Origin of the sequence: Streptomyces sp. NPDC059002 (genome assembly GCF_042740435.1) — a bacterium.
Classification (GTDB): Bacteria; Actinomycetota; Actinomycetes; order Streptomycetales; family Streptomycetaceae; genus Streptomyces.
Genome location: NZ_JBHYJI010000079.1, coordinates 1 through 25598 on the forward strand (window position 1 = coordinate 1; position 25598 = coordinate 25598).

Consider the following 25598-nt stretch of genomic DNA (forward strand, 5'->3'; position numbering starts at 1 on the left):
CCCGTAAGGGGCTCCGGCTCCCGGTGCGGTGCGCACGCCGCGCGCCGCACCGGGAGCCGGCCCTCCAGCAGGTAGGCGTCCAGGTGTCCGTTGATGCACTGGTTGGCGCCGCCGCCGATCCCGTGCGTGCCCGCGGCCTGTTCGGTGACCAGGACCGAACCGGGCAGTCTGCGGTGCAGTTCCTGCGCGCCTTCGTACGGGGTCGCCGCGTCGCGCTCGGCGGCCAGGATCAGCGTCGGGGGCAGCGCGCCCTGCGCCGCGCGCACGTCGACCGGCTGCTGCCGGGGCGCGGGCCAGTAGGCGCACGGCAGGTTCATCCAGGCGTTGTCCCAGGTCTCGAACGGCGCGACGCGCGAGAGGCGGGAGTTGTCGCGGTCCCACACCCGGAAGTCGGTGGGCCAGGACGCGTCGTTGCACTCGACGGCGGTGTAGACGGCGTTGCCGTTCTCCTCCTCGGCGGCGGCCTGCGGCTCCGGGGCGGCCTGCTCGACCAGGGGCTTGGAGTTGCCCTTCAGATACTCGGACAGGGCCGTCGCGCGCATCGGCCAGTAGTCGTCGTAGTACCCGGCCTTCAGATACGCGGCCTGCAGCTGGCCGGGGCCGACCTTGCCGCCCGCGGGCTTGTGGGTCAGTTCGGCGCGCACCTTCTCGTAGCTGTGCAGCACCTCGTCGGGCGTCGTGCCCAGGTGGTACGTCTTGTCGTGCTTGGCCACCCACGCGCGGAAGTCCGCCCAGCGCCGCTCGAACGCCACCGACTGGTCGAGGTTGTTGTCGTACCAGATCTGCGAGGGGTCGGGGTTGACCGCGGAGTCGAACACCATGCGGCGCACGTGCGACGGGAAGAGCGTCGCGTACACCGCCCCGAAGTAGGTGCCGTACGAGGCGCCCATGAACGTCAGCTTCCGCTCGCCGAGCGCGGCCCGCAGCACGTCCAGGTCGCGGGCGTTGTTCAGCGTCGTGTAGTGCCGAAGGCCCGGGTTGCGGGCCGCGCAGCCGCGCGCGTACGCCTTCGCCTGCGCGATGCGCTCCTGCTTGTACGAGGCGTCGGGGTGGCTCGGCGCCTGCGTGGGCGCCTTGGTGAACTGCCGGGGGTCCTGGCAGGACAGCGGCGCCGAGCGGCCGACCCCGCGCGGGGCGTAGCCGACGAGGTCGTACGCCGCCGCGATGCGCTTCCACTCGGGCAGCACGCCCACCATCGGGAAGTACATGCCGGAGCCGCCGGGCCCGCCCGGGTTGAAGACGAACGAGCCCTGGTGCGCGACCTTCTTGCCCTCCGCCTTCCCGGTGGCCTTGGTGCGGCTGACGGTCAGCTTGATCTTCCTGCCATCGGGGCGGGCGTAGTCGAGCGGCACGGAGACCGTGCCGCACTGGACCGACGGCGGGAGGTCCTCGGACTTCGCACAGCTGCCCCAGCGGACCCCGGCGACCTCGGCGCGCTGCGCGGCGACGGTGGTGCCGTGCGACTCCGGCGAGGGCGGGGCGCCGCTCGCGGATCCCGCGGGGGCGGCGACGAGGGCGGTAAGGACCAAGGATCCGGCGGTTCCGTAGCGGGCGGCTGCTGCTCTCATCGCGCTTCTTACCCCTTTATCCGGCGGTGCTTGTGAGCAGTGCTCCCAACGGTGCTCCTGAACAGTGCCCGTGAGCAGGACTCACTCGAACAAAAGGGATACTTCGTGCGGTAGTTGGCGAAGTAAAGCACCGGTCGGCCGGTGTCGGCTCAATGACCCCCTTGCGCCGCATCCGGCCGGAACCGGTGCGAGAACGCCGCCCGCAGACCGGGGTCGGGGACCGCGCGGACGCCGCGCACGGCCACGGCGGTCAGCGGGTCGCCGCCCGTCGACAGCGCGCCGAGGAGCCGCTGGCCCGCGGGGGACGCCCACCGTGTGTACGGGTGGACCTCGACGCGGGCGATGACGAGACAGCCCACGCAGAGCAGCAGCGGAAGCGCGAACCAGATCGCCACCGGGACCTGCCCCGCCGCCGCCCGCTCCTGGGTGGGCATGAGCACCCCGACCGCGCCGAGCGCCAGCACCGCCACCGTCGCCGCGCGCACCTGCCGCACGGCCGCCGCGACGCCCGCGCCCGCGCTCCCGGGAACCGCGAGGCCCGCCGCGACGAGCCCGTCCGCGAGGGCGCGCACCGCGTCGGCGGCGGCCGCGCCCCGGCGTATCGGCGCTATCCGCGACTGGCCCCCGGGGCCGATCGCGCCGAGCACCGAACGCTCCATGTCGTCGCGGCCGACCGGGTCGACGACGGTCGCCCAGCCGGTGTGCGCGATCAGCAGCCGCCGCGCCCGGGCCATCGCGACGAGGGTCACGTCGGCGACCCGGGAGGGGCCGCCGGACAGGAACGCGGCCTCGTAGAGGGTCAGTTGGTGCCCGCGGACCGCGGTGCCCTCCTGGTCGGCGGCACGGCTCGCGGCCAGGCAGAGCCTGCCGCAGGAGAGGCCGGTCGCGGCCCAGGCGAGGAGGAGAAGGGGCAGCCAGAACATGGCGGATTTCTATGCGAAGGCGGTGCGTGGCGCCACGGCATATTCACTATGTGGACGGCGGGTGACGGGTGGGTAACGTTCCGCTTCTGACCGGGCTCCGCCGGGGCTCCGGCGCGGGCTAGTCCTTGTCGCCGCCCTTCTTCGCTCCCTTCTCGGGCCTCGCGGGCTTCTCGCGCTGCTTCGGCTTCTGGGTCTGCTCCGGCTTCTCCGGCTTCGGGCGGGACGCCGCCGGGGGCAGCGAGAACGTCGGTGACGGGGTGACCGGTGGGGCCGGGTCCGGGGACGCGGTGGGGCCCGGTGGTGCGGGGGAGCGGGTCGCGGGGGCCTGGCCCGTGGCGGCGTCCCGTGCGAGGCCGTCGAAGTCGACGAGGCCGGTCGACTCCAGGATCTTGATGTGGTCGAGGACGGTGGTGTTGGCGTCGTCGGCCAGGGTGCGGACCAGTGAGTTGCGGGTGGTCGCGCGGACCTCGGCCACCACCGAGAAGACCTTGCCGTGGGCGCGGCGCAGGATGTTCGCGAACTCCTGGTCGTACGTCTCCCCGCGTGCGGCGCTCAACTCGGCGAGCCAGTCGCGCTGTTGGGGATTGGGCTGACTGGGCAGTTCGAGGCTGAGCCGGGCCGCGACCTCGCGTACGCGTGCGTCCAGGAACGTGTGGCCCTCGACGAGGTGTTCACCGGCGGTGCGCACCGCCTTGGTGGTGCCGCGCTCCTCGGCCTGCTGTCCCGCGGGCAGCTCCCACAGGCCCGCGAGGCGCACCTTGGTGATGAAGTCCCGGTCCAGGGCGGAGAGCGGTCCGAAGTCGGTCGACACGGTCTCCGCGTTGAGTCTGTCGAGGCTCGTGCCCGAGCGGTCCTCGTACGACCAGAGGGGGAAGAGCAGGGCGGCCAGGGTCGCGACGAGTCCCGCGACGATGAGGCCGGTGCCGTTGATTGATCGGGATCGCATGGTGCCTCCTGTTGCGGCACCGCACGTTAGTGCGCGCCGGACAGGGGGCACCGGGATACGGGCGGGAGTACGTCAACCGCCGTACTCCCGCGCCGATTCGGTGTCCGCGGCGTGCGCCGTCAGAAGGAGGACGACGAGCTGCTGCAACTGGACCCGCCACCTCCGGAGCAGGAGGAGCCCCCGCCGCCTCCGGAGCAGGAGGAGCCGCCCCCGCCCGAACAGGAGGAGCCGCCGCCGGAGCACGCGGAGCCGCCGCCTCCACCGGAACAGGCCGATCCGCCTCCGCCTCCGGAACACGAGCCGCCGCCCCCGGAGCACGAGCCTCCGCCGCCCCCGCTCCCCGAGCCGCACCACACCGGCGTCCCCGAGTTCGAGTTCGAGCTCGGACTCCCGGTGACCGGTGGCTGGTACGGGGCGGGGTGCGGGCCCGTGGCGGGCGTCGCGGTGCCCCGGATCCTGGCGGCGGCCATCAGCTGCTCGCGCAGGTCGGGGTGGGCCGCGGACAGGCCGTGGACCGCCACGAGGTGCGCGGCGCCCGTCACATGGCGCGACGAGCGGACGTACTCGTACAGGGCGCTGCGCCCCGCGACGGTGAGCCGCCTGGTCGTGATGTGGCCGCAGATCAGCCCCGTCATCAGGCCGAAGACGCCGGCGGGCACCAGCATGAGGATGCCGTCGGACAACGACTCGGATCCGGTCCCGGAGTGGTCGACGCCGCCGTACTGCGCCGTCGTCAGCAGGGCCGCGAGCATGAACCCGGTGAGGGTCAGGAACGTCAGGATCGTGGCCCGGCGGTGCCATCTGTGCTGGAGCCCCGGCCGCACCACGAGCCCACGGCGGGCGAGCGCGTCGCCCGTCTCCTGGACCGGGGCGCTGCGCATCACCCCGGCCCGCAGCCAGTGCAGCGCGCCGTTCGGCGCCGCGGTGTGCGCGTCGACGACGGCCTGCTCGGCGGCGTTCCTGGGGTTCGGCCGGGTGATGCCGACGACGCCGGGGCCCGCGACGACCAGGCCGCCGTCCTCGTGCATGCCCGCGATCAGCGCGTCGGCGGCCCGGGCGGGGCCGCCGGAGAGGAACGCGGCCTCCAGGGTGCCGCGGACGAAGACGCCGTGCGCGGAGCGGTCCTCGGCGCGGAACGGGGACGTCCTGGTGCGGCGGGCCGCCGCCACGCCCCTGATCAGCTCCCCGGCGGAGAGTACGACGGCGACGGTGTACACCGTGCCCACGACGTACATGGCGTCACCGCCTCAGCAGGACGCGGCGGGTGGCGTGCAGCAGCCGGGCCGCGGGCCGCCGGGACAGCGGTGCGGGGCCCGAGCGCTCCAGCCACCAGTCGCTCAACTCCCGCCGCGCGTCCGCGTTCCCGGGCTGCCCCGCGAGCAGCAGGTGCTCGGCGAAGGCCAGCGCGTCGTGCCGGTAGCCGCCGGTCATGGGCCGGTCCTTGGCGTACGAGAGGAACGCGGCCCGGTAGGTGTCGCCGACGATCCCCGGCAGCTCGGGCGCCACCTTGGCCACGACGTCGGCCCGCTTGGCCGCGAGGGCGTGGCTCTGCACCCGCAGCCGCGCGTGGTCGAACCCTTCGGGCACGGGCGTCCCCGCGACGAGCGCGGAGAGCAGCGCGGCCTGCGCGAGCGCGGTGCGCTGGCGCGCGGCGGACGACGCGGGCAGCGGTTCCGAGGCGGGCGAGGCGGGCAGCGGCTCCGAGGCGGGCGTGGCCGTCCGGGTGGGCGCCACGCCCGCACTCGCCAGAGTCGCCCGGATCGCGGTCAGTTCGCGTTCCAGTTCGGCCGGGGGCGGGAAGTTCTCGTCGCGTTCCAGGAGGACGCCCGGCGGGGTCACCCGGGACGCGAGGTCGGCGAGGACGGCGAGGACGGGTTCGGGGACCGGGTGCGCGTGGCTGTCGTGCCAGACGCCGTCCCGTTCGAAGCCGCCCGCGACATGGACGTACGCGATGGCCTCGACCGGCAGTTCGCCGAGGGCCTTGGCCGGGTCCTCGCCGCGGTTGACGTGGTTGGTGTGGAGGTTGGCGACATCGATGAGCAGCCGTACGCCCGTCCGCTCGACGAGGTCGTAGAGGAACTGCCCCTCCGTCATCTCCTCGCCCGGCCAGGAGATCAGCGCCGCGATGTTCTCCACGGCGAGCGGCACCGGCAGCGCGTCCTGGGCGATGCGGACGTTCTCGCACAGCACGTCGAGCGCGTCGCGGGTGCGCGGCACGGGCAGCAGGTGCCCGGCCTCCAGCGGCTGCGTCGCGGTGAGCGGCCCCCCGGCCCGTACGAACGCGATGTGCTCGGTGACGAGCGGCGAGCCGAGGGCCTCGGCGCGCTCGGCGAGCGCCCGCAGGCGCCCCTCGTCCGGGCGGTCCGCGCCGCCGAGCCCCAGCGAGACGCCGTGCGGCACCACGGTCACGCCGCGCTCGCGCAGCCGCAGCAGGGACGCGGGCAGATGCCCGGGGCAGAGGTTCTCCGCCACGGCCTCGACCCAGTCGATGCCGGGCATCGCCTCCACGGCGTCCGCGATCTCGGGACGCCAGCCGATTCCGGTGCCCAGATGCCTCATGTCGCTCCCCCTTCGTCCCCCGATTCGTCCCCCGTTGCCAGGACCATGGCCCCGGCCGGGCGGATCGAACCCCCAGGTGGAGACGTTCAGAGCTACATTTGAGGTTCCGCTCGGCCGGTGTTGATCGCGCCGGGCGGCCCCGGTGAAGGCCGGGACGTGGCGGACACGTCGCCGCTCGGACCCGCGGGCACCGGCTCCCGGGGAGTCGCGCCGGACGGCGGGGGCGGGCCCGTGGGGCTGGCCGTCGAGGTCGCGGCCGCGCCGTTCGCGATGGCGTCGAAGTCGACGAGTCCGGTCGCCTCCAGCATCGTGATGTGGTCGAGGACGGTCTGGTTGGCGTCCGTCGCGAGCTGCCGGATCAGGGAGTTGCGGGTGCTGTCGCGCACCTGGGCGATCACGCCGAACACCTTCCCGTGCGAGACGCGCAGCAGATTCGCGAACTTCCGCTGGTACGTCTCGCCGCCCGCCTCCGTCAACTCCCGCAGCCAGCCCTGCTGCTGGGCCGTCGGCTGATTGGGCAGCTCCACGCCGAGCTGCGCCGCCGTGGTCCGTACCCGCCGGTCGAGATCGGTGTGGCCGACGATGAGATGGTCGCCCGCCGCCTTGATCGCCTCGGTCGGCGCGCGCTCGACGGCCTGCTGCCCCGCGGGTATCTCCCACAGCCCGGCGAGCCGCACCTTCACCAGCAGGTCCCGGTCGGCCGCCGACAGCGGGCCCCAGCGTGTGGCGACGGACCCCGCGGCCAGGTTGGCGGGGCCCGTGCCGGAGCGGTCGGCGTACGACCACACGGGGAACGCGATCGCCCCCAGTGTGGCCACGAGTGCCGCGATGATCAGAGCCGTGCCGTTGACGCGCCGCAAGGTGCCTCCCGTATGCCGGTGATACCGGGGAGTACGGAAGAGGCGGGCGGGGCGTTCAGCGGGTGTTCGACGGGATGTTCGGAGGGGAGTACAGCGAGGTGTTCAGCGGCGCGAGAGGTTCCCCACGAGGGCGGGGTCCGTCGCCGCCGCGCGCAGCCGGGCCGCGATGGCGGTGCTCGCCCTGCCGTACGCGTGCGACTCGTCGTGCAGCACCGAGTGCCCGTTCGCCGTCTCCATGAGGGCGATGCACTCGAAGGCGAGCTGCCCGACGTCCGTGTCCGCGTGCAGCTCGGTGGCGCCGACCGCCTCGGCGATGGAGCGCTCCACCAGCTCCCGCCAGTCGCGGTTGGCACGGACCAGCGCGTCGTGCACCGGGCCCTCGCGGGCGTCGAACTCGGCGATCACCCCGTAGAAGAAGCAGCCCCCGGGGAAGACGCGCTGTTCCGAGTAGTCGAGCCAGGCCGTGCACAGCCGCCAGACGCGGCCGATACCGGGCGGGGTCTGCAGGGCGGGTTCCACCACCGTGTCCAGGAAGATGCGGCCGGCGGCCCGCACGGTCGCGAGCTGCAGCTCCTCCTTCGAGCCGAAGAGCGCGAACACCCCGCTCTTGCTCAGCTTCAGCTCGGTGGCGATACGGCCGAGCGACAGCGCCTCGAGCCCCTCGACCGACGCGACGTCCACCGTGCGCCGCAGCACCAGGCGGCGGGTCTGATTGCCGCGCTCGACTCTGCCGTCGAGGCGGTTGCCGCCCGTCACGCCTGCACCGTGCGCAGGGCGGGGTGGTCGGCGACCACCGTGCAGGAACCGGGGGCGATCTCCGTGAAGCCCGCGTCGCGCACCACCGGCAGTCCGCTCACGGTGAGTTCGCGCCAGTGCGCGGCGTCCGGGGTGCGCACGGACAGCGGGAAGCCCGCGTCACGCCATGCGGTGCGGTCCGCGTCCGACAGCTCCCACCAGGCCAGTTGGGCGCCGTGGCCTGCCTGCGCCATCGCTTTGCCCGCCGACATGTCGACGTCGGGGCTCATCCACAGCACGGGGTGCGTCGTGTCGGCACCGGCCGGGGGCTCCGGGTCGTCGAGCTCCGTGCCGGAGACCTGGAGCTTGGCCAGCTCCTTGGGCCAGCCGTCGAGCGGCACCGGCGGGAAGACGCGGACCTCGGCCGACTTGCCCGCGACCGTGATGCCGGGCAGTGCCTCGGCGCGCCGCCACTCGGCGCCGCGGGCGCGCCGGACCACCTTGCGGATCCGGGCGTCCTGCCAGTCGCGCATGGCCTGCGCCCACTCGCCGTCGCCGGTCGACCGGTCGTCGCTCAGCATGACGAGGACGGCGCGGGCCGCGGTCTCCAGGGCGTCGGTGCGGGCTGGCGGAGCGGCGCGTTCGATGCGGGCCACGAGGGGCAGCACGAACTGCGGGGCCTCGTCGCGCGAGGTGTTCTCATGCCGGAAGGGGCTGTCCGGCACGCTCGGGGCGTGCGGGCCCTCCGGCACGTCGGGGGTGGTCTGGTCGCTGCTCACCCGTCCAGTCTGCCAGGCGGAAGATCGGCCGCACCGGGGACTTCGCCGCGCCCCGGGGGCCGTGCGCGAGGATGACCCGCATGGAACATGATCTCGCGATACGCCTCCACGGGGTGGGACGGCGCTACTCGCTGGGCGGACCCTGGGTGCTGCGCGGTGTCGACCTCGGCGTCGGCGCGGGCTCCCTGGTGCGGATCGAGGGCGCCAACGGCACAGGGAAATCAACCCTGTTGAGACTTCTCGCGGGAATCGACGCACCCTCCGAGGGGCGCCTCGCGGGGCGTCCGCGCACCGCGTTCGTCCCCGAACGGTTCCCCGCGTCGCTGCCGTTCACCGCGGTGGGATATCTGACGCACATGGGCCGCGTCCACGGTCTCGCGCGGGGCGCGGCGGGGCGGGCCGCCGAGCGGTGGCTCGAGCGCTTCGGTGCGGGCGGGTACGCGCGTACGCCGCTGGCGGAACTGTCCAAGGGCAGCAGCCAGAAGGTCGCCGTGGCGCAGGCGCTCGTCGCCGACCCCGAACTGCTCGTCCTCGACGAGGCATGGACCGGCCTGGACGCCCCCGCCCGGGCCGAACTCGATCGCGCGGTCGCCGAGCGGACCGTGGCCGGTGGCGCGGTCGTCTTCGTCGACCACGATCCGCGGCGGCTCCTCGGGGCGGCGGACGAGACGTACGCGGTGGTGGGCTCCGCGCTCAACCGCCGTACGCCGAACGGAACGTCGGCCGGTTCGGGGCCCGGGCCCGTGGGGCCGGTCGTCGTCATCGAGGCGCAGGCGCCGCGGGACGCCGGACTCCCCGCGCCGGTCGCCGCGGCGGCCGCGGAGGTCGGCGACCGGAGCCCCGAGGGAGTGCTGCGGCTCGCGGTGCCGGAGAGCCGCTCCGACGTGGTGCTGAGGGAACTGCTCATGGCGCGGCCGCCCTGGCATGTGGTTTCGGTACGAGGGGAGTCGGGGGCCCCGGAGCCGCCGTCATGGGCGGATGCCGTACGACCCGGCGCGGAACCCGCCGTGCCGACGCGGCCCGCGGAAGCGTGGCCCGCCGAAGCGGAGACTGTCGAAGGAGAGGGCCGATGACCGCGCTGCTCCACTACCAACTCGCCCTGCTCGTACGGTCCCAGCGGTGGCTGCCGCCCGTGATCCTCTACGCGGTGTTCCTCGCCGTGGGCGTACAGGGCGGGCAGCCCATCCTCGACTCCCTCGCATACGCCGCCGCCGCCCTGCTGCCCGTGGCCGCCTGGCTGGTCCGGATCTGCGCCACCAACGAGCCGCCCGCGGCCCGCAGTTGCGCCGCGGCGGCGGCCGGTCCAGGACGTGCCCACCTCGCCTCGCTGCTCGCCGCGCTCCTCGCGGCGGCCGCGCTCGGCTGCTGCGCGGTCCTGGTGGTGACGGCCATCAGCGACGCGTCGAGCACGGACGCCCGGCATGCGGTGCCGCGGCTCCCCTCGGCCGCGGCGGGTCTCCTCGCCATGCTGGTCAGCGCGTTCCTCGGCACGGCGATCGGGGCGCTCACCAACTGGCCCCTGCTGCGCTCCGCGGGCCGCGCCGTCCCCGCACTGCTGCTGCTCGCGCTCCTCGCGCTGGTCACCACGGGGTCCCCCGCGAAGTACGTCCTGACGGACCTGACGGCGGGCTCGCGCGAAGGGGCGGTACCGGTGTCGCTGGGCGCGCTGGCGGGAGCGGGGGCCGCGGCGGTGGGGGCGATGTGGGTGGCGTGCGCGCTCAGTTCGCGGCGGGGCGGGTGAGGGGGCGGGAGTGAAGGGCCGGGGGTGAGGGCTCGGTCCCCCTCACCCCGAACAGGCCGTGCGCTGGGCCTCCTGCCACGCGCAGACCGGGCACAGCGTGATGCCCTTGTGGGACTCCGGGTACTCCGTGGGCGCACGGCACAGGACGCACTCGGCGAAGGGTTCACCGGGGGCCGGTGCCGACGGTGCCTCGTCCGCCGAGGCCGGCCCCGTACTCGTACCTGCGCAGTAGTCCTCAGCCATGCCTATCAGCCTAGCTCCGGGCCCCGGCCGCCTCCGCGGCCCCCGTCGTCGACCCGATCTGCTCCGACACCCGGACGAAGCGGAACCCCCGCTCGCGCAGCTTCGGAATGATCGTCCGCAGGGCGCGTTCCGTCGCGGGGGCCGCGCTGCGCGTGCAGTGCATGACGACGACCGAGCCGGGCCGCACCCCGTCGAGGACCTGCTGGGCCACCGCGGAGGAGTCCGTGGCGAAGGCGTCGCCGCTCACCACGTCCCACTGCACGGCGGTGACGCCGCCGGGCGCGAGCGCGCGCAGGGCGCGGCGGTCGTAACAGCCGCCGGGGAAACGGAAGTACGGCACAGGACGCTCGACGCCCGCCCTGCGGAAGGCGTCGAACGCGCGCTCCATGTCCGCGCGCATCCGGGGCGCGGGGACGGTCGGCAGGCCGTAGCAGCTGCCGGTGAAGGCGTGATGGCTGTACGAGTGGTTGGCGACCTCGAAGAGCGGGTCACGGCCGATGTCCTTGGCCTGGGCCGGGTACTCATCGGCCCACCGTCCCGTCATGAAGAAGGTCGCGGGCACCCTCAGCCGCCGCAGCGTGGCGACCAGCGCGGGATTGTCGAACCGCTCACCGGCCGCCGCGCGCGGCCCCTGGTCCGCGGTCATGTCGGCGTCGAAGGTGAGCGCGACGGTGCGGCCGTGGGCGCGGGACCCGTTCATGAACACGGGGGTGAGGCCCGAAGGGCCGGGCGCGAGCGTGGGCGGGGCGGCGGACGGCGGGGCGGCGGCGGCGGCGGAGGCCGCGGGCGGCCGGGCGGGGCGGCCCGGGTGGCCGGGCGCCGTGGCGTCGCCGGAGCACCCGGCGAGAACGGTGGTCTGGGCGCCCAGGGCGCAGAGCGCGGCGCATCTCCGTACGAGAGTGATCACTCGGCGACGATATATGCGCGAATGCGACAAATCCCCGAACGTCCCGGCGGGCCCGCGGTGCGGGCGTTGCCGGGTCGGCGGTGCGGGCGTTCCTGGGTCGGCCTCGCTGCGACGCCGACCCGGTGCCACGCACCCTTGTCGCGTACGGAGCCGGTTCGGGCGATGGGCTGGGGGCCCGGGTCAGCCGCTTACGGAGGCAGGGCGGAAGCGCGCGGCACCCGGCTGCCGCCGAGGCGCCCCCGCACCCCGCCGCCGCCGAGGTGCCCCCGGCTCCCGGTCCGCGTCGCGCCAAGGGCGATGCGCGCCGCGCCCGCGATCAGGCCCCCGCGCCCCCGCCCCGCGCTCAGACCCACCCCTCCAGCGAGCCCATGAACCCCTCGAAGTCGTCGCGGTGGATCGTGTGGCCTGCGGCCTTGACGGTGCGGACCTCGAAGCCGCGGGTTGTGAGGGTTTCCTTGAGGGCGGCGTCGACGAGGAGGCTGGGGTCCGCCACCTGGACGAGGGAGGGGACGGCGGGTGCGGCCGGGGTGCGGTCGCGGGCGTTCTCGCCGGAGAGGGCGAGCGCGGTGTCCGGGTCCCAGGCGGCCAGCGTGGCGACTTCGATGTCGACGTCGGCCGCCTCCCAGCGGGGGTTGAAGTTCGCGATCGTGCCGCGCGTGGCCCGCTGGAACTCCACGAACACCGCCGGGTCGACGGACCTCTTCGCCCCGAGCGCCCACGCCGGGTCGGAGTAGACGGCCCGTGCGGGCGCGAGGCGTTCGACGGCGAGGGCCAGGGCCATGCCGCCGAGCGAGTGCCCGAGCGCCAGCTCCGCACCGGCCGGGAGGGTCTCGACGAGGTCGTCCGCGAAGATCTCCGCGCCGTACGCGCCGCGGCCGCTCTCGCCGTGCCCGCGCAGGTCGACGCCGATCACCCGGTATCCACGGTCGGCCAGCGCGGGCCCCACGCGCCGCCAGGTGCGGTGGTCGGACATGATGCCGTGGACCAGGAGGGCGACGCGGTCGCCGGTGCCCCATTCGTGGGTGTGCAGCTTCATGGTGGGTGCCTTTCTGGTCGGTCAGCCGGACGGCGGCATGCGTCGATCTTGTCCGATCCGGTGTTCGGACCCGTCAGCCCCCTCCCTGGGCGACGGGCAGCGCCCCGCCCAGCAGCCCGGCGAGCCGCTCCCGCAGCAGCTCGTACTCCTTCTGGCGGCGCGGCAGCGCACCCGGCGGTCGCTGCACCGAACGGGGTTCCGTGATCCGCTGGCCGTGCCGGAACTGCTCGCGTGTCAGGTCGAGTTCGAGTCCGGAGTCCAGCCGGTTCCACATGTGGAAGCCGTGTTGCGTGCCGTCCGTCGCGTACACCTCCCCGGCCAGCAGATCGCCGCCGAACAGGTCCTGTACGACGAGGGCCGTGATGTCGCAGTGCCCCCAGGCGGGGTTGTCGGCGCTCCACGGGGCGCGTTCGACGTCGTCGGGGGAGCAGGTGTCGGCGGCCCAGGACGCACGGAGCGCTTCGGTGACGCCGGTCAGGGTGAGCGGATTCATGGTCGCCAGCGTGCCAGCCGCCACTGACAACGCGCCGTTTCCGGCGGCTGTCAGGGGCCCTCTCTGGCCGCGAGCGAGATCCCGTACCGGCGCAGCAGGAGGATCGCCGTGGTCGCGAGGCCGGTGAGGAGGCCGAGCCAGATGCCGACCGTGTCGAGGCCCAGGGGGTGGGAGAGGAGCCAGGCGGCGGGGAGGCCGACGGCCCAGTAGCCGATGAGGGTGATGCGGAAGCCGCTCCTGGTGTCGTCGAGGCCGCGGAGCAGGCCCACGCCGATGTTCTGCGCGCAGTCGAAGAACTGCAGGAACGCGGTGACGATCAGGAGGTGCGTCGCGATGGTGAGGGCGCGGTCGGAGCCCGAGTCCATGAAGGGGGCGAGGACCAGGCGGGGGACGGTGAGGTAGGCGATGCCGACGACCGTCATGACCGCCGCCGCGCAGGCGAGCGCCGTGTTCTTGATGCGGCGCGCGTCGGCGGTGCGGCCGAGGGCGAGTTCCCGGCTGACGTTGATGGACGCGGCGTGCGAGAGGCCGACGGCGACCTGGAAGACGATGTAGACGAGCTGGTTGACGGCGGTGTGCGCGGCGAGCGCCGCCGGGCCGAAGGCGCCCGCCATCAGCGCGGTGACGGAGAAGAAGCCCGCCTCCGAGCCGTACGTCGCCGCGATCGGCACCCCGAGGCCGACGAGCCGTTTCACCGCGGCCGGGTCCGCCTTGGCGGCGTTCAGGGTGAGCAGCGGTCCGAGGGTCTCGTCCCGTTTCGCGGTGGCGTACAGCGCGAGGAAGGAGAGGAGGTGGACCGTGGAGGTGGCCACGCCGACACCGGTGAGGCCCAGCTTAGGGGCGCCCCAAGTGCCGTGGATGAGCACCCAGTTGAGGCCCGCGTTGACCGCGACCGAGGCGATCGTGATCTGCAGCAGCGCCTGCGGTCGGCGCATGCCCACGGTGAACTGGCGGATCGCCTGGAACCACAGGCACGGCAGCAGTCCGGGCGCGAGCGCGAGCAGCATCGTCTGCGCGCGGTCCACGACGGCGGCGTCCTGGCCGAGCCACGTCAGGCACTGGCCGATGAGGATCATGAGGACGGCGCCGACGATCCCGGCGAGCGTGGCGACGGCCATGCTCGCGCGGACGATGCCGCGCACCTCCTCGTGCGCGCCTGCGCCTGCGCCCGCGCCGCCTTCTACGGTCCCGGATTGCTCGGCCCGTGCCGCCGCCGCGGCGATCTGGTTGCCGACCGAGGTGACCAGGCCGACGCCCATGGTGCGCAGTTGGTTGAAGATGACGATGGCCAGTCCGCCGGCCGCCAGTTCCTGGGTGCCGAGCAGGCCCATCATCACCGTGTCGGTGGTGGTCAGGGCGACCTGTGCGAGCTGGGTCAGGACGAGCGGCACGGCGAGCGTGGCAAGGGCGCGGCTGTCGCCGAGCAGGGTGGTCAGCGCGGAGGGCGCGGGTGCCGGGTCCTGCCGCGGTGAAGTCGGCGTGGGCTTGCGGGACTTGGCGGGCTTCGGCGAGAGCGAGGTCATCGGTTCCTGCGGAGCTTGGTGAGGAGCTCGTCGATCTCGCGTTCCGCGTCGGGATCGAGGAGGCTGCGGGCTTGCATCCAGGAGTCGTCGAAGACGGTGTCCAGGTACTTCTCGCCGCCGTCGTTGACGAGGGCGACCATAGTGCTGCCCGGCGGCAGCGTGGTGAGGCGGGTCAGTGCCTCGTGCACCACGCCGCCCGCCGAGCCGCCGATGAGCAGTCCGGTGCGGGCCACGGCGCGGCAGGCCGCGAACGCCTCGACGTCGCCGACCTTGACGCCCTCGTCGATCAGGTCGAAGTCGACGAGCGCGCCGATCTCCGCGCCTTCGGGTGTGCCGGTGCCGGACTGGTAGTAGTCGTGGGCGGGTCCGCCGAACGCGATCGACCCCTTGGGTTCGACGCCGACGGTCGTGAACTCCGGTATGAGCTTGCGCAGTTCGCGGGTGGTGCCGCAGAGGGCGCCGCCGGTGCCGACCGCGCCGATGAGCACGTCGAGACGTCCTTCGAGGGCCTCGTGGAGTTCGTGGGCGACGGGGAAGTACCCGACGCCGTTGCTCGGGTTGTTGTGCTGCTCGGTGAAGACGGTGTTGTCCCGGCCGCGCGCCAGCTCCTCGGCGAGTTCCTCGCGGGCCGCGGTGGCGAGTTCCTCGCCGTCGCCGCCCTCGGCGACGTACACGAGTTCCGTGCCGAGCGCCTTCATCGCGCGCAGCTTGTCCGTGCAGGCGTGGTGGTCGACGACGGCGGTGAAGGTGTAGCCGCGTTCGGCGGCGACGACGGCGAGGCCGAGTCCGGTGTTGCCGGAGGTGGACTCGATGATCCGGCCGCCCGCGCGCAGTGCGCCGCGTTCCTCGGCGTCGACGATCATCTGCCGGGCCATCCGGATCTTCGCGGTGCCGGTGGGGTTGAACATCTCCAGCTTCAGCAGCAGCCTGCTGCCGGTCTCGGTGGCGGCGAGTTCCAGGAGGGGTGTGTGGCCGATGAGGTCGGACACGCGGGAGACCACGGCGGGGCGCTGAAGTGCTCCGGGCATCGATGTGCTCCTGTGTGGGGGACGGGGTGGGGTCGGACGGGGTGGGCTTCGGGGCGGGCGTCCGCCGTCAGGGGAAGTGGCGGTCGTCAGGTGAAGTGGCGGTCCAACCGCCAGCGCGGGCGCGGCAGTTCGGTGCGGTCGACGACGACCTTCGGCGGCAGTGGCAGATCGTGGAAGGGGGATTCGTTGGAGTCCATCTGGTATCCGGCCGTGTTGGGGTACACCAGCAGGTCCCCGGGCCGTGGCGGCCGTCCGAAGGGGACCTTCCGCCAGGTGAGCATGTCCGACTCCAGGCAGGTCGCGGCGCCGACACTGCAGGGGTACGTCCCGGTCGCGCCCGCCGAGGGGTCCGGCGCGTCGGCCGTGGCGGGGAGCAGCACCGGGTCGGGCAGGTACTCGCTGGCGAACCACTGCTCCGACAGGCTCAGGCTGCTGCCGTCCACGGTCAGCAGCCGGTAGCCCGCCCGCTCCTTGACGCCCTGCACGCGGAACGCGGTCGCGCCCGCCCGGTCGAGCAGCGCGCGGCCGGGTTCGAGCAGCAGACGTACGCCGAAGTCGCGCAGCAGCGCCGGGAGTTGGCGGCCGTCCGGCGCGCGGTGGGCGAGGAGGGCCCGCAGCGCTTCCGCTCCGGCGACCGGCGAGTGGTACGGGTAGAAGGCGCCGTCGCCGAACGACTTCTCGGCGTGGAAGTGCCCGTCGTGCCGTACGGCGAGGAAGTCGCGCCACTCGTCCGCGCCGACGTAGCTGACCGGCAGTCCGCCGCCGATGCTGACGCGGTCGGCACGCAGGCCCGACTCCCGTGCCTTCAGGCAGAGTTCGACGAGGTCCGCCGCGAGGTCGGCGCGTGCCCCGATGTCGTATCCGGAGAGGTGGAAGCTGAAGCCCTCCATGCGCAGGACGGCCTCGCCCGCGACGGCGCAGCGGCTCATGGCGGTGGCCAGCTCCGCCTCGGTCATGCCGAAGCGGCTGTGCGGCTGGCCGGGCGGCAGTCGGCGCAGGAGTATCCGGGCCGGGCGCGTGGCCCCGCCGTCCGGCCCTTCGCCGCCCACGATGCCGATGAGCGCGTCGAGTTCGTCGAGGGCGTCGACGGCGATGAGCGCGCCCTGGCGCACGGCGAGCCGCAGCAGGTCGTGCGCCTTGGCGGGCCCGGTGACCATGAGGTGCTCGCCGGGGACGCCGTGGCCGAGAGCCTCGCGCAACTCGCCGAGGGACGCGACGTCGACGCCCGCCCCGCCCGCCGCGCACCGCTCGACCCACACGGCCGCCTTGTTGGCCTTCTTGGCGTAGTACACGAACCCGTCGACGCCCGCGGCCGCCAACTCGCCCCGCATCGCCGCGAGATTGGCGTCGAAGGCGTCCGGCAGCAGGAAGTGGAAGGGCCCGCCGAACGCGTACGCCAGCTCCTGCACGAGCCCGCAGCCGAGCACCGCCTCGGTGGCCGGGTCGGGCAGCGCGGGCAGACTCGGCGGCGCGAGCCGTCCCTGCCCCGCGCCCGCCCCGCTCACTGCCACAGCGCCACCTCGGTGCCGAGCCCCTGGGTCAGGGCGAGTTGGGCGAAGTGGTGGCCGAGGGCGATGTCGGTGACGACGAGGCCGCTGTTGTAGGCGAAGACGCGCTCGTCGGCGCCGGTGCGGCCCTTGGCGGCGCCCGCGAGCACCGGGGGGAACTCGGCGTCCACCGAAGGCAGTTGGCCGTTGGCGTCGGCCATGTCCGTCCCGGTGACGTTCATCTGTGCCTCGCTGGTGGCGATGACGCGGTCGGCGCGGTGCAGAGTGGAGGGGGCGAGGCCGTGGCCGACGAGCACGGAGAGGGCGCCCGCCTTGAGCCAGTCCGCCTCGACGGCCGCGGGGGTGTGCCCGCCCGCGGTGGCGACGACGACATCGGCGTCGGATGCCGCGGCCTTCAGGTCCTCGACCACCTCCACCTCCCGGTCGGGGAAGTGCCGGTGGAGTTCGTCGCGGACCGCCCGAATGCCGTCGGGGTGCGTGCCGGAGAGCATGAGGCGGTCGAGTCCCGGCAGCGTGGTGAGCAGGAACGGCAGGGCGAGCCGCCCCTGGGTGCCGGTTCCGATGGCCAGCGCGCTGCGGGCGCCGGGCGGGGCGAGTTCCCTGGCGAGCAGCGCGGAGACCGCGGGGGTGCGCAGGGAGCCGATGCGCGCGCAGTCCATCATCGCGACGGGCAGCCCGGTCGCGTCGTCGTACAGCGTGAGCGAGGTGTAGTAGTGCTGCTCGTCGCGGCCCTTGTCCAGGCCGTGTTTGTACGACGTCTTGATGGCGACGACGTCGCGGGTGCCGTCGCGGCCGAGCATCGCGTACGCGACGGAGTGGCCGTCCCGCGGTGCGACGGTGAGCTTGCGGGGGTTGTCCGACTCGCCCGCGTGCAGGGTGCGGTAGGCGCCCTCGACGGTGGCGATCACGTCGGCGAGGGAGATGTCGATGCCCGCGAGGTCGCCGGTCGACAGGATCCGCAGCTGTTTCATGGGTGGTCCTCCAGTCCGTGGGCGGGTGTTCAGCCGGCGTGTGCTTCGAGCGCCGCCTGACCGTAACCGTGCTCGTAGGCCTCGGCCAGAGGGCGTCGGCGCCGCCCGGGCACGCGCACGGAGGCCCGCTTGAGCCAGCGGTCGGTCCCGTCGTAGCGGGCCTTGAACGGCACCCGGCCGTGCACGACGAGGTCGTTGTCGACGACGAGCACCTCGCCGGGGTCGAGCGTCACCGCGACGGAGACGCGGGCCAGTTCGGCCTCGAGTCGCCGGTACGCGGCCCGGTAGGCGTCGTCCGCCCGCTCCAGGGGTGTGTACGCCGGGTCGAAGCGCAGCGTCAGACCGTCCTTGGACGCGAACAGGGCGGGCACCGCCGGGGGCGCCGCCTCGGCGTAGCCCTGGGCCTCGGCATAGGCGTCGTCGGGGAGGATGGGCAGCTCGGGCCTGGTGAGCAACTCGACGTCGGAGAGGGCCAGTTCGGCCTTGCGGATGCTGGCCGCGGTGGTGGCGACGCGGTCGTGGTTGCGGACGCAGCTCAGCATGAGCAGATGCGCGCGGCCGGGGTGGAAGGCGTCCTCGGTGTGCGGGGAGAGGAGCACCGTGCTGCTCGCGCCGGTCTGTTCGTCCTCGTGGCCCGGCGAGGGCACGATGTTGTGCACGAACCGGCCGTCCTGCTGGCCCTGCCAGGCGATGGGGTTGCCCATCAGCTCCGCGAGCAGCAGCAGCGCGATGTCGTGCACCGCTCCGCTGTCCTTGGCGTGCGCCCAGCCGGGGGGTGTCGGGCCTGCCGCGTCGTCGTCGACGGTCAGGCCGCGCAGGACGAACAGGCCGTCGATGGTGTCCACGGGGCGGCAGTGGCGGCGCAGGGTGTCACCGAACCCGTCCGCGTACTGCCGTATCCGTGCCAGGAGTTGGGGAGATGTCGCGGACGTTCCGAATTCTTCGAGTGTCTTCTCCGCGGCTTCTCGGAGCTCGCCCACGGAGTGGGGATCGAGCTGGCGTACAGGTGCGGCTGCTGCCGTGCTCATCGCGAAATAGTCCGTTTCCGTCGGGTTGGGGGAGGAATCGGGGCCGTGCGATCACCGGTGACGCCCTGAACGCTAGCAGTAATATTAGGTTAGGCAAACCTTAGTCATCGAGTGATGAATGAAAGCGCCGCCAACGCCAATCACGAGGTCAGGGGGCGCACTTGGGCTCGCGTGCGCGGGTTGCGGCAAGGTCAACAATTAGGGTAGGCAACCCTAAGGTGCCGGAGCCGCCGCATGCCATGCGCTCCGCACCGCCGCCCGACGAGCAGCCCCGACCGGAACGAGGACGTACGTGGACATCACCAGGCGCCAAGTGCTGTGGGCCAGTGGGGCATTGGGCGCGGCGACGCTGCTCGCCGCATGCTCGGGAGACGGTGACTCCTCGTCGGGGGCCGCGGGCGGCGCGGGCAAACCGCGCAAGGGCGGCACGCTCCGGGTCGGCGCGCTCGGCAGGGCCTCTGCCGTGACCCGCGACCCGCACGGCACCCAGGCCAACGAGAGCGACTACCTCGTCATCGCGCTCGTCCACGACACCCTCACCGCGCCCGGCGCCAAGGACAACACCGCCCCGCGCCTCGCGGCCAGTTGGCGGCCCTCCGCCGACCTGAAGACCTGGCGCTTCACCCTCGCCGAAGGCGCCACGTTCCACGACGGCAGCCCGGTCACCGCCGACGACGTCGTCTGGTCCCTGAAGCGGCTGCACGGCACGCCCGCGGGACCGTCCAGGCTGCCCGGCATCAAGGCCTCGAACATCAGGGCCGACGGCAAGGACACCGTCGTCATCGTCTCCGACTACGCCAACGCCGAACTGCCCCTGATCACCCGCCTCTCGACCTTCGTCCTCAAGAAGGGCACCAAGGACAAGGACCTCGGCAGGGCCCCCGGCACCGGACCCTTCAAGCTCGACTGGTTCCGCTCGGGCAACGCGCGCCTCGTGCGCAACGAGCACTGGCACGGCGGCGACGTGCTGCTCGACGCCGTCGAGGTCAAGATCTTCGAGTCCCCGCAGGCGATGTCCAACGCGCTGCTCGCCGGGCAGATCGACCTCGCGTCCAACGTCGGCGCGGTCGCCGCCCGCACGGCCGAGAAGCGCAAGGACATCCAGATCGTGCGCCGCCCCGACGACATGGCGATGCCGATCGTGATGCGCGCGGGCGACGGGCCGTTCGCCGACCCGAAGGTCCGCGAGGCACTGCGCCTCGCCGTCGACCGCAAGGCCATGGTCGAGCAGGTCCTCTCCGGCTACGGCACCGTCGGCAACGACATCCTCGGCACCGGCGACCCCGCCTACGACGCGGGCCTCCCGCAGCGCGCACGCGACCTCGCCAAGGCCAGGTCCCTGCTGAAGGAAGCCGACTTCGACACCTCCAAGACGTACGAACTGATGACGACCGAGGACGTCCCCGGGCTCGCCGAGTCCGCGACGCTCTTCGCGGGCCAGGTGCGCGAGGCCGGGGTGAAGGTCCAGGTCGTCAAGCAGGAGTCCGCCACGTTCTACGACAAGACGTGGCTCAAGGGCGACCTCTACACCACGTACTGGGGCACCAACGACTCGGTGATCTTCCTCGCGGGCCGGACCATGCTCTCCGGCGCCGCCCAGAACGAGGCGGGCTGGCGCAGCGAGGAGTTCGACGCCGCCTACCGCAAGGCCCTCGGCGCCAAGGACGAGGCCGCGCGCGCCAAGGGGCTCCAGGAACTCCAGAAGATCGAGCACGACTCCTCCGGCTATCTGCTGTGGGGCGTCGCCGAGGGCATCGACCTGGCCGCCGCCCCCGTGCACGGCCTGCCCAAGCTGCCCGGCTACGGACGCGTCCAGCTCGAGCGGGCATGGCTGGCCCGCTGAGCGGCACGGCGGGCGAACGGATCGCGGGGACCGCGGGCCCGGGGCCGCGCCCCGCGCTGCTCGCCGGGGCGCTGCGCCTCACCGGTCTGCTCGCCCGCCGCGCCCTGCTGCTCGCCGTCCTGCTCGGCACCGTCTTCGTCGCCGTCGAACTGCTGCCCGGCGACGCCGCCAACGCCACATCGGAGCGCGGCGAGAGCGCCGCCGACCTGGCCCGCCGCCGTGAACTCCTGGGCCTCGACCGGCCCGTGCTCGCCCGCTTCTGGGAGTGGATGACCGGACTGCCCACCGGCGACTTCGGCACATCGGCGCGCGGCGAGTCCATCGCGGGCATCCTCGCCAAGCCGCTGCCCAACACCCTGCTCCTGGGCGGCCTCGCGCTCCTGGTGACCCTCGTGGTCGCGCTCGCGCTCGGGTGCCTGGCCGCGGTCAGGCCCGGCGGCGCCGCCGACCGGGCCGTCTCCGCGACGGCCACCGGGATCCTCGCGCTGCCCGAGTTCGTCGTCGCCGTCGCGCTCGTCCTCGTCTTCGCGCTCTGGACCGACCTGCTGCCCGCCGTCACCCTCACCGACGCCGAAGGCTCGCCCGCCTCCTGGCGGATGCTGATCCTGCCCGTGCTCGCCCTCGCGATCCCGCAGATCGGCTGGAACGTCCGCATCGTGCGCGCCGCACTCGCCGACGAGGCGAAGGCGCCGCACGTGGAGAGCGCCGTCATCGACGGACTGCCGCGCCACCGCGTCTTCACCCACCATCTGCTGCCGGGCGCGCTGCCCACCGTCGCCGCGGGCATCGCCACCTCGACGGGCATGCTGCTCGGCGGCGCCGTCGTGGTCGAGACCATCTTCAACTACCCGGGAATCGGCTCCGTGCTGGCCGGTGCCGTCACCGACAGGGACGGCCCGCTGGTCGCCGGGGTCGTCGCCGTCACCGGCGCCGTCATCACGGTCGTGCTGCTGCTCGCCGACCTCGTACGCTCCTGGGCCTCGGGAGGCCGCCCATGACCGCACTCCTGACCCGGGCCGCCCGCCTCAGGCCGCGCCGCGGCGCCGTCCTGCGCGTGCTGCCCGCGCTGCTGCTCGTCGCCCTCGCCTTCGCGGGACCGTGGCTCGCGCCGCACGCCATCGAGACCCCGGTGACCGCGCCGTACGCCGAACCGGGCGGCGCCGCGGCGCTCGGCGGCGACCAGCTCGGCCGCGACGTGCTCAGCCGGCTGCTCGCGGGCGGGCGCGAACTCATCGCCACCTCCCTGCTGGTGGCAGCCCTCGTCACCGGCGCGGCCGCGCTGCTCGGCGCGGTCGGCGCGCTGCGCCCCGCCGTCGGACGGATCGTCGAACGCTGCGCCGACGTCCTGATGCTGCTGCCCGCCGTCCTCGCCATCCTGCTCATCGCGCTGTCCTGGCCGGGCGGCGGACGGCTCGCGGTCATCACGGCCGCCGTGGTGATGGGCGTTCCCTACGCCGTACGCCTGGTCGCGGGCGCCGCGGCGCCGGTCGCCGCGTCCGGCTACATCGAGGCGGCGGCGGTCGGTGGCGAGCGGCTATGGCATCTCGTCGTACGGGAGGTCCTGCCCAATCTGCGCGCCACGCTGCTCGCCCTCTTCGGGCTGCGGTTCGTCGCCGCCGTCTACCTCGTGGCCACCGCGGGATTCCTCCAGGTGGGCCCCCAACCACCCGCCGCCGACTGGGCGTTGATGATCCGCGAGAACTCCGGAGGCATCGTCCTGAACCCCTGGGCGGTGCTCGCGCCGTCGCTCGCGATCGGCCTGCTCGCCATGAGCGTCAACCTGGCCGCTTCGGCCCTCGTCCCGCAGAGCGGCAGGAAGGCGGTGACCGCGCTGTGAGGCCCGGGACCGAGAGGGCCGTACGGCCCACCGTCGAAAGGCAGGCGACCGCGTCGTGAACCACATGCCCGAGTGGTATCCCGAGGGCCAAGTGCCCCCGTCCGGCGTGGCGGTGGGCGTCGAAGGGCTCACCGTGGCGGGGCCCGACGGGCGGCTCCTCCTGGACGGCGGACAGCTGGAGGTCCGGCCGGGGCGCGTCACCGCGCTCGTCGGCCCCTCCGGATCCGGCAAGACGACCCTGCTGCGGGCCGTCGCCGGAGTCCTGCCGCCCGGCGCCCGGCGCGTCGCGGGGCGCATCGAGGTCCTCGGCCGCGACCCCCTGGAACTCGGCGCCGCCGACCTGCGCGCGCTGCGCCGCCACCGCATCGCCTACCTCGGCCAGGACCCCGGGACCGGCCTCAACCCCCGGATGAAGGTGCGCCGCCTCGTCGCCGAACTCGCCGTGGACCGCGGCCCCGACGCCCTGCGCGCCCAGCTGGACGAGGTCAGGCTCCCGGTGGGGCAGGGCCTTGAGAACCGGCGCGTCGGCGGGCTCTCCGGCGGCCAGCAGCGCCGTGTCGCGCTCGCCAGGGCGCTGGCCAGGCGCCCCGCCGTACTCCTCCTCGACGAGCCCACCGCGGGCCTCGACCCGTTCGTGCGCGACGAGATCGCCGGACTCCTGCGCCATCTGGCCGCCCACCACCGCCTCGCCGTCGCCCTGTCCTGCCACGACACGGACCTCGTCGCGCGCCTCGCGGACGACGTGGTGGACCTGTCCCGCGCAGGCCGGGCCACGCCGCTGCCCGCTCCCCGGACCGCCGTACGACAGGACCGCCCGGCGGACACCGCGCCCGCGTCCCGCACCGGTCCCGCGCCGGACGCCGCACCGAAGCTCACCGTCGCCGGACTCCACGCGGCGTTCACGCACCGCGGCCGCCGCGTCCCCGTCCTGCACGGCGTCGGCCTCACCGTCACCGCCGGATCCAGCACGGGCATCGTCGGCGCCTCGGGCTCGGGCAAGACCACGCTCGTGCGTGCCGTCGTCGGACTCCACAGGCCCGCTGAAGGCACGGTCACGCTCGACGGCGTACGCCTGCACCCCACGGCACACGGCCGCACCCGCGCCCAGCGCCGCTCCCTGCAGCTCGTGCCGCAGGACCCGCTGGGCACGCTCAACCCGAGCCGCACGGTCGGCGACGCGCTCGGCCGCCCGCTGCGGCTGCACGGGCGTGCCACGCGCGCCGAGGCCGGGGGCCGCGTCCTCGAACTCCTGGAGAACGTCGGCCTGCCCGCCAACTTCGCGGACCGCTACCCCCACGAGCTCTCCGGCGGCCAGCGCCAACGCGCCGCTATCGCACGGGCGTTGGCGGCCGACCCCGACGTCCTGGTCTGCGACGAGGTGACGTCGGCCCTCGACGACAGGACCGCGGACGCCGTCATGGACCTCCTCGCGGAGCTCCGCGAGAGCCGCTCCCTCGCGCTGGTCCTCATCAGCCACGACCTCCGGCTCGTCGCGAGCCGCACCGACGAACTGCTCGTACTCGAAGAGGGGCGGGCCGTGGAGTCCGGCGCGACCGGGCGGATCCTGTCGGCGGCGGGGGCCCGCTTGCCAGGGGAGGAGGGAGTGTGACAGCGTCCCGATCATGATTCTGGGCATGGTCCTCGGCTGACTCCCGCTCGCGCGCCGCGACGCGGGGGCCGCGCCTGCCCTGGACGTGCCGGATGCCCGGCACCCTTCTTTCCGGTGCCCCTCCCTTTCTGCTGACCCTCTTTTCGGCAACCCTTGAGGTCCCTCGCCGAGGTCTCTGGCCGAGGTCTCCCGCGTCGACGCGCTCTTCGTGTCCCTGAGCCCCGCGATCACGAGGAGTCCTGATGCCACCCCGCATCGAGTGGACCGAGTACGACACCACCGGCACCAACCCCACCGAGCAGTACGCCCGTTGGCACTCCGAGAGCGGCGCCGCGCCGCCCCGCAGGGTCGTCGTCGCCGACGACAGGACGAAGGCCGCCACCGCGTACCGGCTCGCCTGCGAGGGCACCGCGCTGCTCTGGCGCGGCGACTTCCACGGCGCCCGGCAGCTGCTCGCCGCCCTGGCGCGCCGCGTCGACCGGAAGGCCCCGCCGCCGGGCCGCACCCCCGCCGACGCCTTCCACCTGCGCCGTCGCGCCCGCGGCCACCGCGCCCGGGTGCTCGGCATGCTGCTCGTGCTGCTCGACGGCGAGCACACCCTCGCGCTGCGCAGGGCGCCCGACGTCCGCGCGGCCTGCCGTGCGGCGTACGGAGAGCCCGAGGGGCCGACGGCGGTGTCCCTGCGTGAACTGCTCGGCGTGATCGGCGCCCACGAGTGGCGCGTGAAGGGCGTCGCGGTGCCGGCCATCGGCGCCAGGATCCATCCGCACTACGGTGTGTTCTCGCCGGTGCGCGGGGAGTACGTCGACCTGGTGGCGCGGGCCCCGCTGCCGGTCGCGGCGGTGCGGGGCGGGCCCGGCCCGCGGACGGCGTTCGACCTCGGCACCGGAACGGGCGTGCTCGCCGCGGTGCTCGCCCGCCGCGGCCTCGACCGCGTCGTGGCCACCGACATCAACCCGCGCGCGCTCGCCTGCGCCCGCGAGAACGTCCAACGCCTGGGCCTGGCACGGCAGGTGGAGATCGAGGGCGAAGGTCTCTACCCCGCGACGGGCCGCGCCGCGCTCGTGGTGTGCAATCCGCCGTGGCTGCCCGCCCGTCCGACGTCCGCCGTCGAGCAGGGCGTGTACGACGCGGGCGGCGCGATGCTGTCCGGCTTCCTGACCGGGCTCGCGGAGCGCCTCGAGCCGGGCGGCGAGGGCTGGCTGGTCCTCTCGGATCTGGCCGAGCACCTCCAACTGCGGTCGCGCGGCGCGTTGTTGGCGGCCTTCGACGCGGCGGGGCTGCGGGTGGCGGGCCGCCTCGACACGGTGCCGCGCCATCCGCGCGCCGCGGACCGCGCCGACCCGCTGCACGCGGCCCGCGCCGCCGAGGTCACCTCGCTCTGGAGGCTGGCCCACCGGTGAGCGGTCGGGCCGCGGGGTCGGCCCGACGGTTCTTCGGCAGGCGTTTGGTTCTTCAGCA

At 73.9% G+C, this 25598-nt stretch carries 24 protein-coding genes; 7 read left to right on the plus strand and 17 right to left on the minus strand.

The genetic code is table 11. The annotated features are described in order from the left end of the window. The 8 genes from ACFWZ2_RS39365 to ACFWZ2_RS39400 all read right to left on the minus strand — a co-directional run. On the minus strand, window positions 1–1568 hold a 1568-nt coding region (locus ACFWZ2_RS39365; RefSeq protein WP_384554250.1), incomplete at its 3' end, for an alpha/beta hydrolase. 149 nt (window positions 1569–1717) lie between these two features. After that, the gene (locus ACFWZ2_RS39370; RefSeq protein WP_384554252.1) at window positions 1718–2491 is read right to left on the minus strand and encodes a TIGR04222 domain-containing membrane protein; all 774 of its coding nucleotides are present in this window, start codon (window positions 2489–2491) and stop codon (window positions 1718–1720) included. Between the two features lie 118 nt (window positions 2492–2609). Further along, a complete protein-coding gene (locus tag ACFWZ2_RS39375) occupies window positions 2610–3437 on the minus strand; it encodes a DUF4142 domain-containing protein (protein ID WP_384554254.1) in 828 nt (275 codons plus the stop codon). A gap of 119 nt (window positions 3438–3556) precedes the next feature. Then, a complete protein-coding gene (locus ACFWZ2_RS39380; protein WP_384554255.1) occupies window positions 3557–4672 on the minus strand; it encodes a TIGR04222 domain-containing membrane protein in 1116 nt (371 codons plus the stop codon). Between the two features lie 4 nt (window positions 4673–4676). Next, window positions 4677–5996 carry a DUF692 domain-containing protein gene (locus tag ACFWZ2_RS39385; protein ID WP_384554257.1) on the minus strand — a complete coding sequence of 440 codons (1320 nt, stop codon included), beginning with the start codon at window positions 5994–5996 and terminating at the stop codon, window positions 4677–4679. A gap of 92 nt (window positions 5997–6088) precedes the next feature. Further along, window positions 6089–6856: a DUF4142 domain-containing protein gene (locus ACFWZ2_RS39390; RefSeq protein ID WP_384554259.1), complete on the minus strand. Its 768-nt coding sequence runs from the start codon at window positions 6854–6856 to the stop codon at window positions 6089–6091. A gap of 102 nt (window positions 6857–6958) precedes the next feature. Then, the gene (locus tag ACFWZ2_RS39395; RefSeq protein ID WP_384554261.1) at window positions 6959–7612 is read right to left on the minus strand and encodes a TetR/AcrR family transcriptional regulator; all 654 of its coding nucleotides are present in this window, start codon (window positions 7610–7612) and stop codon (window positions 6959–6961) included. Beyond that, window positions 7609–8370, minus strand: a complete 762-nt coding sequence (locus ACFWZ2_RS39400) for a peptidyl-tRNA hydrolase (protein WP_384554262.1) — start codon at window positions 8368–8370, stop codon at window positions 7609–7611. The genes ACFWZ2_RS39395 and ACFWZ2_RS39400 overlap by 4 nt, the downstream gene beginning before the upstream one ends. A gap of 80 nt (window positions 8371–8450) precedes the next feature. Between ACFWZ2_RS39400 and ACFWZ2_RS39405 the strand changes: the two genes are divergently transcribed. Beyond that, window positions 8451–9443 carry an ATP-binding cassette domain-containing protein gene (locus ACFWZ2_RS39405; RefSeq protein WP_384554264.1) on the plus strand — a complete coding sequence of 331 codons (993 nt, stop codon included), beginning with the start codon at window positions 8451–8453 and terminating at the stop codon, window positions 9441–9443. After that, window positions 9440–10111 (plus strand): ABC transporter, encoded by a 672-nt coding sequence (locus ACFWZ2_RS39410; protein WP_384554265.1) that lies wholly within the window; start codon window positions 9440–9442, stop codon window positions 10109–10111. The genes ACFWZ2_RS39405 and ACFWZ2_RS39410 overlap by 4 nt, the downstream gene beginning before the upstream one ends. A 42-nt stretch (window positions 10112–10153) precedes the next feature. Here ACFWZ2_RS39410 and ACFWZ2_RS39415 read toward each other — a convergent pair whose 3' ends face one another. The 9 genes from ACFWZ2_RS39415 to ACFWZ2_RS39455 form a co-directional block, all read right to left on the minus strand. Continuing rightward, a complete protein-coding gene (locus tag ACFWZ2_RS39415) occupies window positions 10154–10354 on the minus strand; it encodes a hypothetical protein (protein ID WP_384554266.1) in 201 nt (66 codons plus the stop codon). Between the two features lie 10 nt (window positions 10355–10364). After that, entirely contained in the window at window positions 10365–11261 is an 897-nt protein-coding gene (locus ACFWZ2_RS39420) for a polysaccharide deacetylase family protein (RefSeq protein ID WP_384554268.1), read from the minus strand. A 343-nt stretch (window positions 11262–11604) separates the two neighbouring features. Beyond that, on the minus strand, window positions 11605–12297 hold the full coding sequence (locus ACFWZ2_RS39425) for an alpha/beta fold hydrolase (RefSeq protein ID WP_384554270.1): 693 nt from the start codon (window positions 12295–12297) through the stop codon (window positions 11605–11607). A gap of 73 nt (window positions 12298–12370) precedes the next feature. After that, window positions 12371–12790 carry a hypothetical protein gene (locus ACFWZ2_RS39430; protein ID WP_384554272.1) on the minus strand — a complete coding sequence of 140 codons (420 nt, stop codon included), beginning with the start codon at window positions 12788–12790 and terminating at the stop codon, window positions 12371–12373. Window positions 12791–12840: 50 nt separating this feature from the next. Then, window positions 12841–14313 carry an MATE family efflux transporter gene (locus ACFWZ2_RS39435; RefSeq protein WP_384554274.1) on the minus strand — a complete coding sequence of 491 codons (1473 nt, stop codon included), beginning with the start codon at window positions 14311–14313 and terminating at the stop codon, window positions 12841–12843. Then, on the minus strand, window positions 14310–15341 hold the full coding sequence (locus tag ACFWZ2_RS39440) for a cysteine synthase family protein (protein ID WP_384554276.1): 1032 nt from the start codon (window positions 15339–15341) through the stop codon (window positions 14310–14312). Before ACFWZ2_RS39440 ends, ACFWZ2_RS39435 begins: the two co-directional genes overlap by 4 nt. An 86-nt stretch (window positions 15342–15427) precedes the next feature. Next, entirely contained in the window at window positions 15428–16852 is a 1425-nt protein-coding gene (locus ACFWZ2_RS39445; RefSeq protein WP_384554278.1) for a Y4yA family PLP-dependent enzyme, read from the minus strand. Beyond that, window positions 16843–17820: an ornithine cyclodeaminase family protein gene (locus ACFWZ2_RS39450; protein WP_384554280.1), complete on the minus strand. Its 978-nt coding sequence runs from the start codon at window positions 17818–17820 to the stop codon at window positions 16843–16845. Before ACFWZ2_RS39450 ends, ACFWZ2_RS39445 begins: the two co-directional genes overlap by 10 nt. A 29-nt stretch (window positions 17821–17849) precedes the next feature. Beyond that, window positions 17850–18848, minus strand: a complete 999-nt coding sequence (locus ACFWZ2_RS39455; RefSeq protein ID WP_384554282.1) for a TauD/TfdA family dioxygenase — start codon at window positions 18846–18848, stop codon at window positions 17850–17852. A 292-nt stretch (window positions 18849–19140) separates the two neighbouring features. Between ACFWZ2_RS39455 and ACFWZ2_RS39460 the strand changes: the two genes are divergently transcribed. From ACFWZ2_RS39460 to ACFWZ2_RS39480, 5 genes are all read left to right on the plus strand, one after another. After that, window positions 19141–20691: an ABC transporter substrate-binding protein gene (locus tag ACFWZ2_RS39460; protein ID WP_384554284.1), complete on the plus strand. Its 1551-nt coding sequence runs from the start codon at window positions 19141–19143 to the stop codon at window positions 20689–20691. After that, window positions 20676–21689 (plus strand): ABC transporter permease, encoded by a 1014-nt coding sequence (locus ACFWZ2_RS39465; RefSeq protein ID WP_384554286.1) that lies wholly within the window; start codon window positions 20676–20678, stop codon window positions 21687–21689. Before ACFWZ2_RS39460 ends, ACFWZ2_RS39465 begins: the two co-directional genes overlap by 16 nt. After that, entirely contained in the window at window positions 21686–22528 is an 843-nt protein-coding gene (locus ACFWZ2_RS39470) for an ABC transporter permease (RefSeq protein ID WP_384554288.1), read from the plus strand. Before ACFWZ2_RS39465 ends, ACFWZ2_RS39470 begins: the two co-directional genes overlap by 4 nt. A gap of 64 nt (window positions 22529–22592) precedes the next feature. Then, window positions 22593–24137: an ABC transporter ATP-binding protein gene (locus tag ACFWZ2_RS39475; protein WP_384554290.1), complete on the plus strand. Its 1545-nt coding sequence runs from the start codon at window positions 22593–22595 to the stop codon at window positions 24135–24137. A gap of 242 nt (window positions 24138–24379) precedes the next feature. Then, window positions 24380–25540 carry a methyltransferase gene (locus tag ACFWZ2_RS39480; protein WP_384554291.1) on the plus strand — a complete coding sequence of 387 codons (1161 nt, stop codon included), beginning with the start codon at window positions 24380–24382 and terminating at the stop codon, window positions 25538–25540. The last annotated feature ends 58 nt before the right edge of the window (window positions 25541–25598 follow it).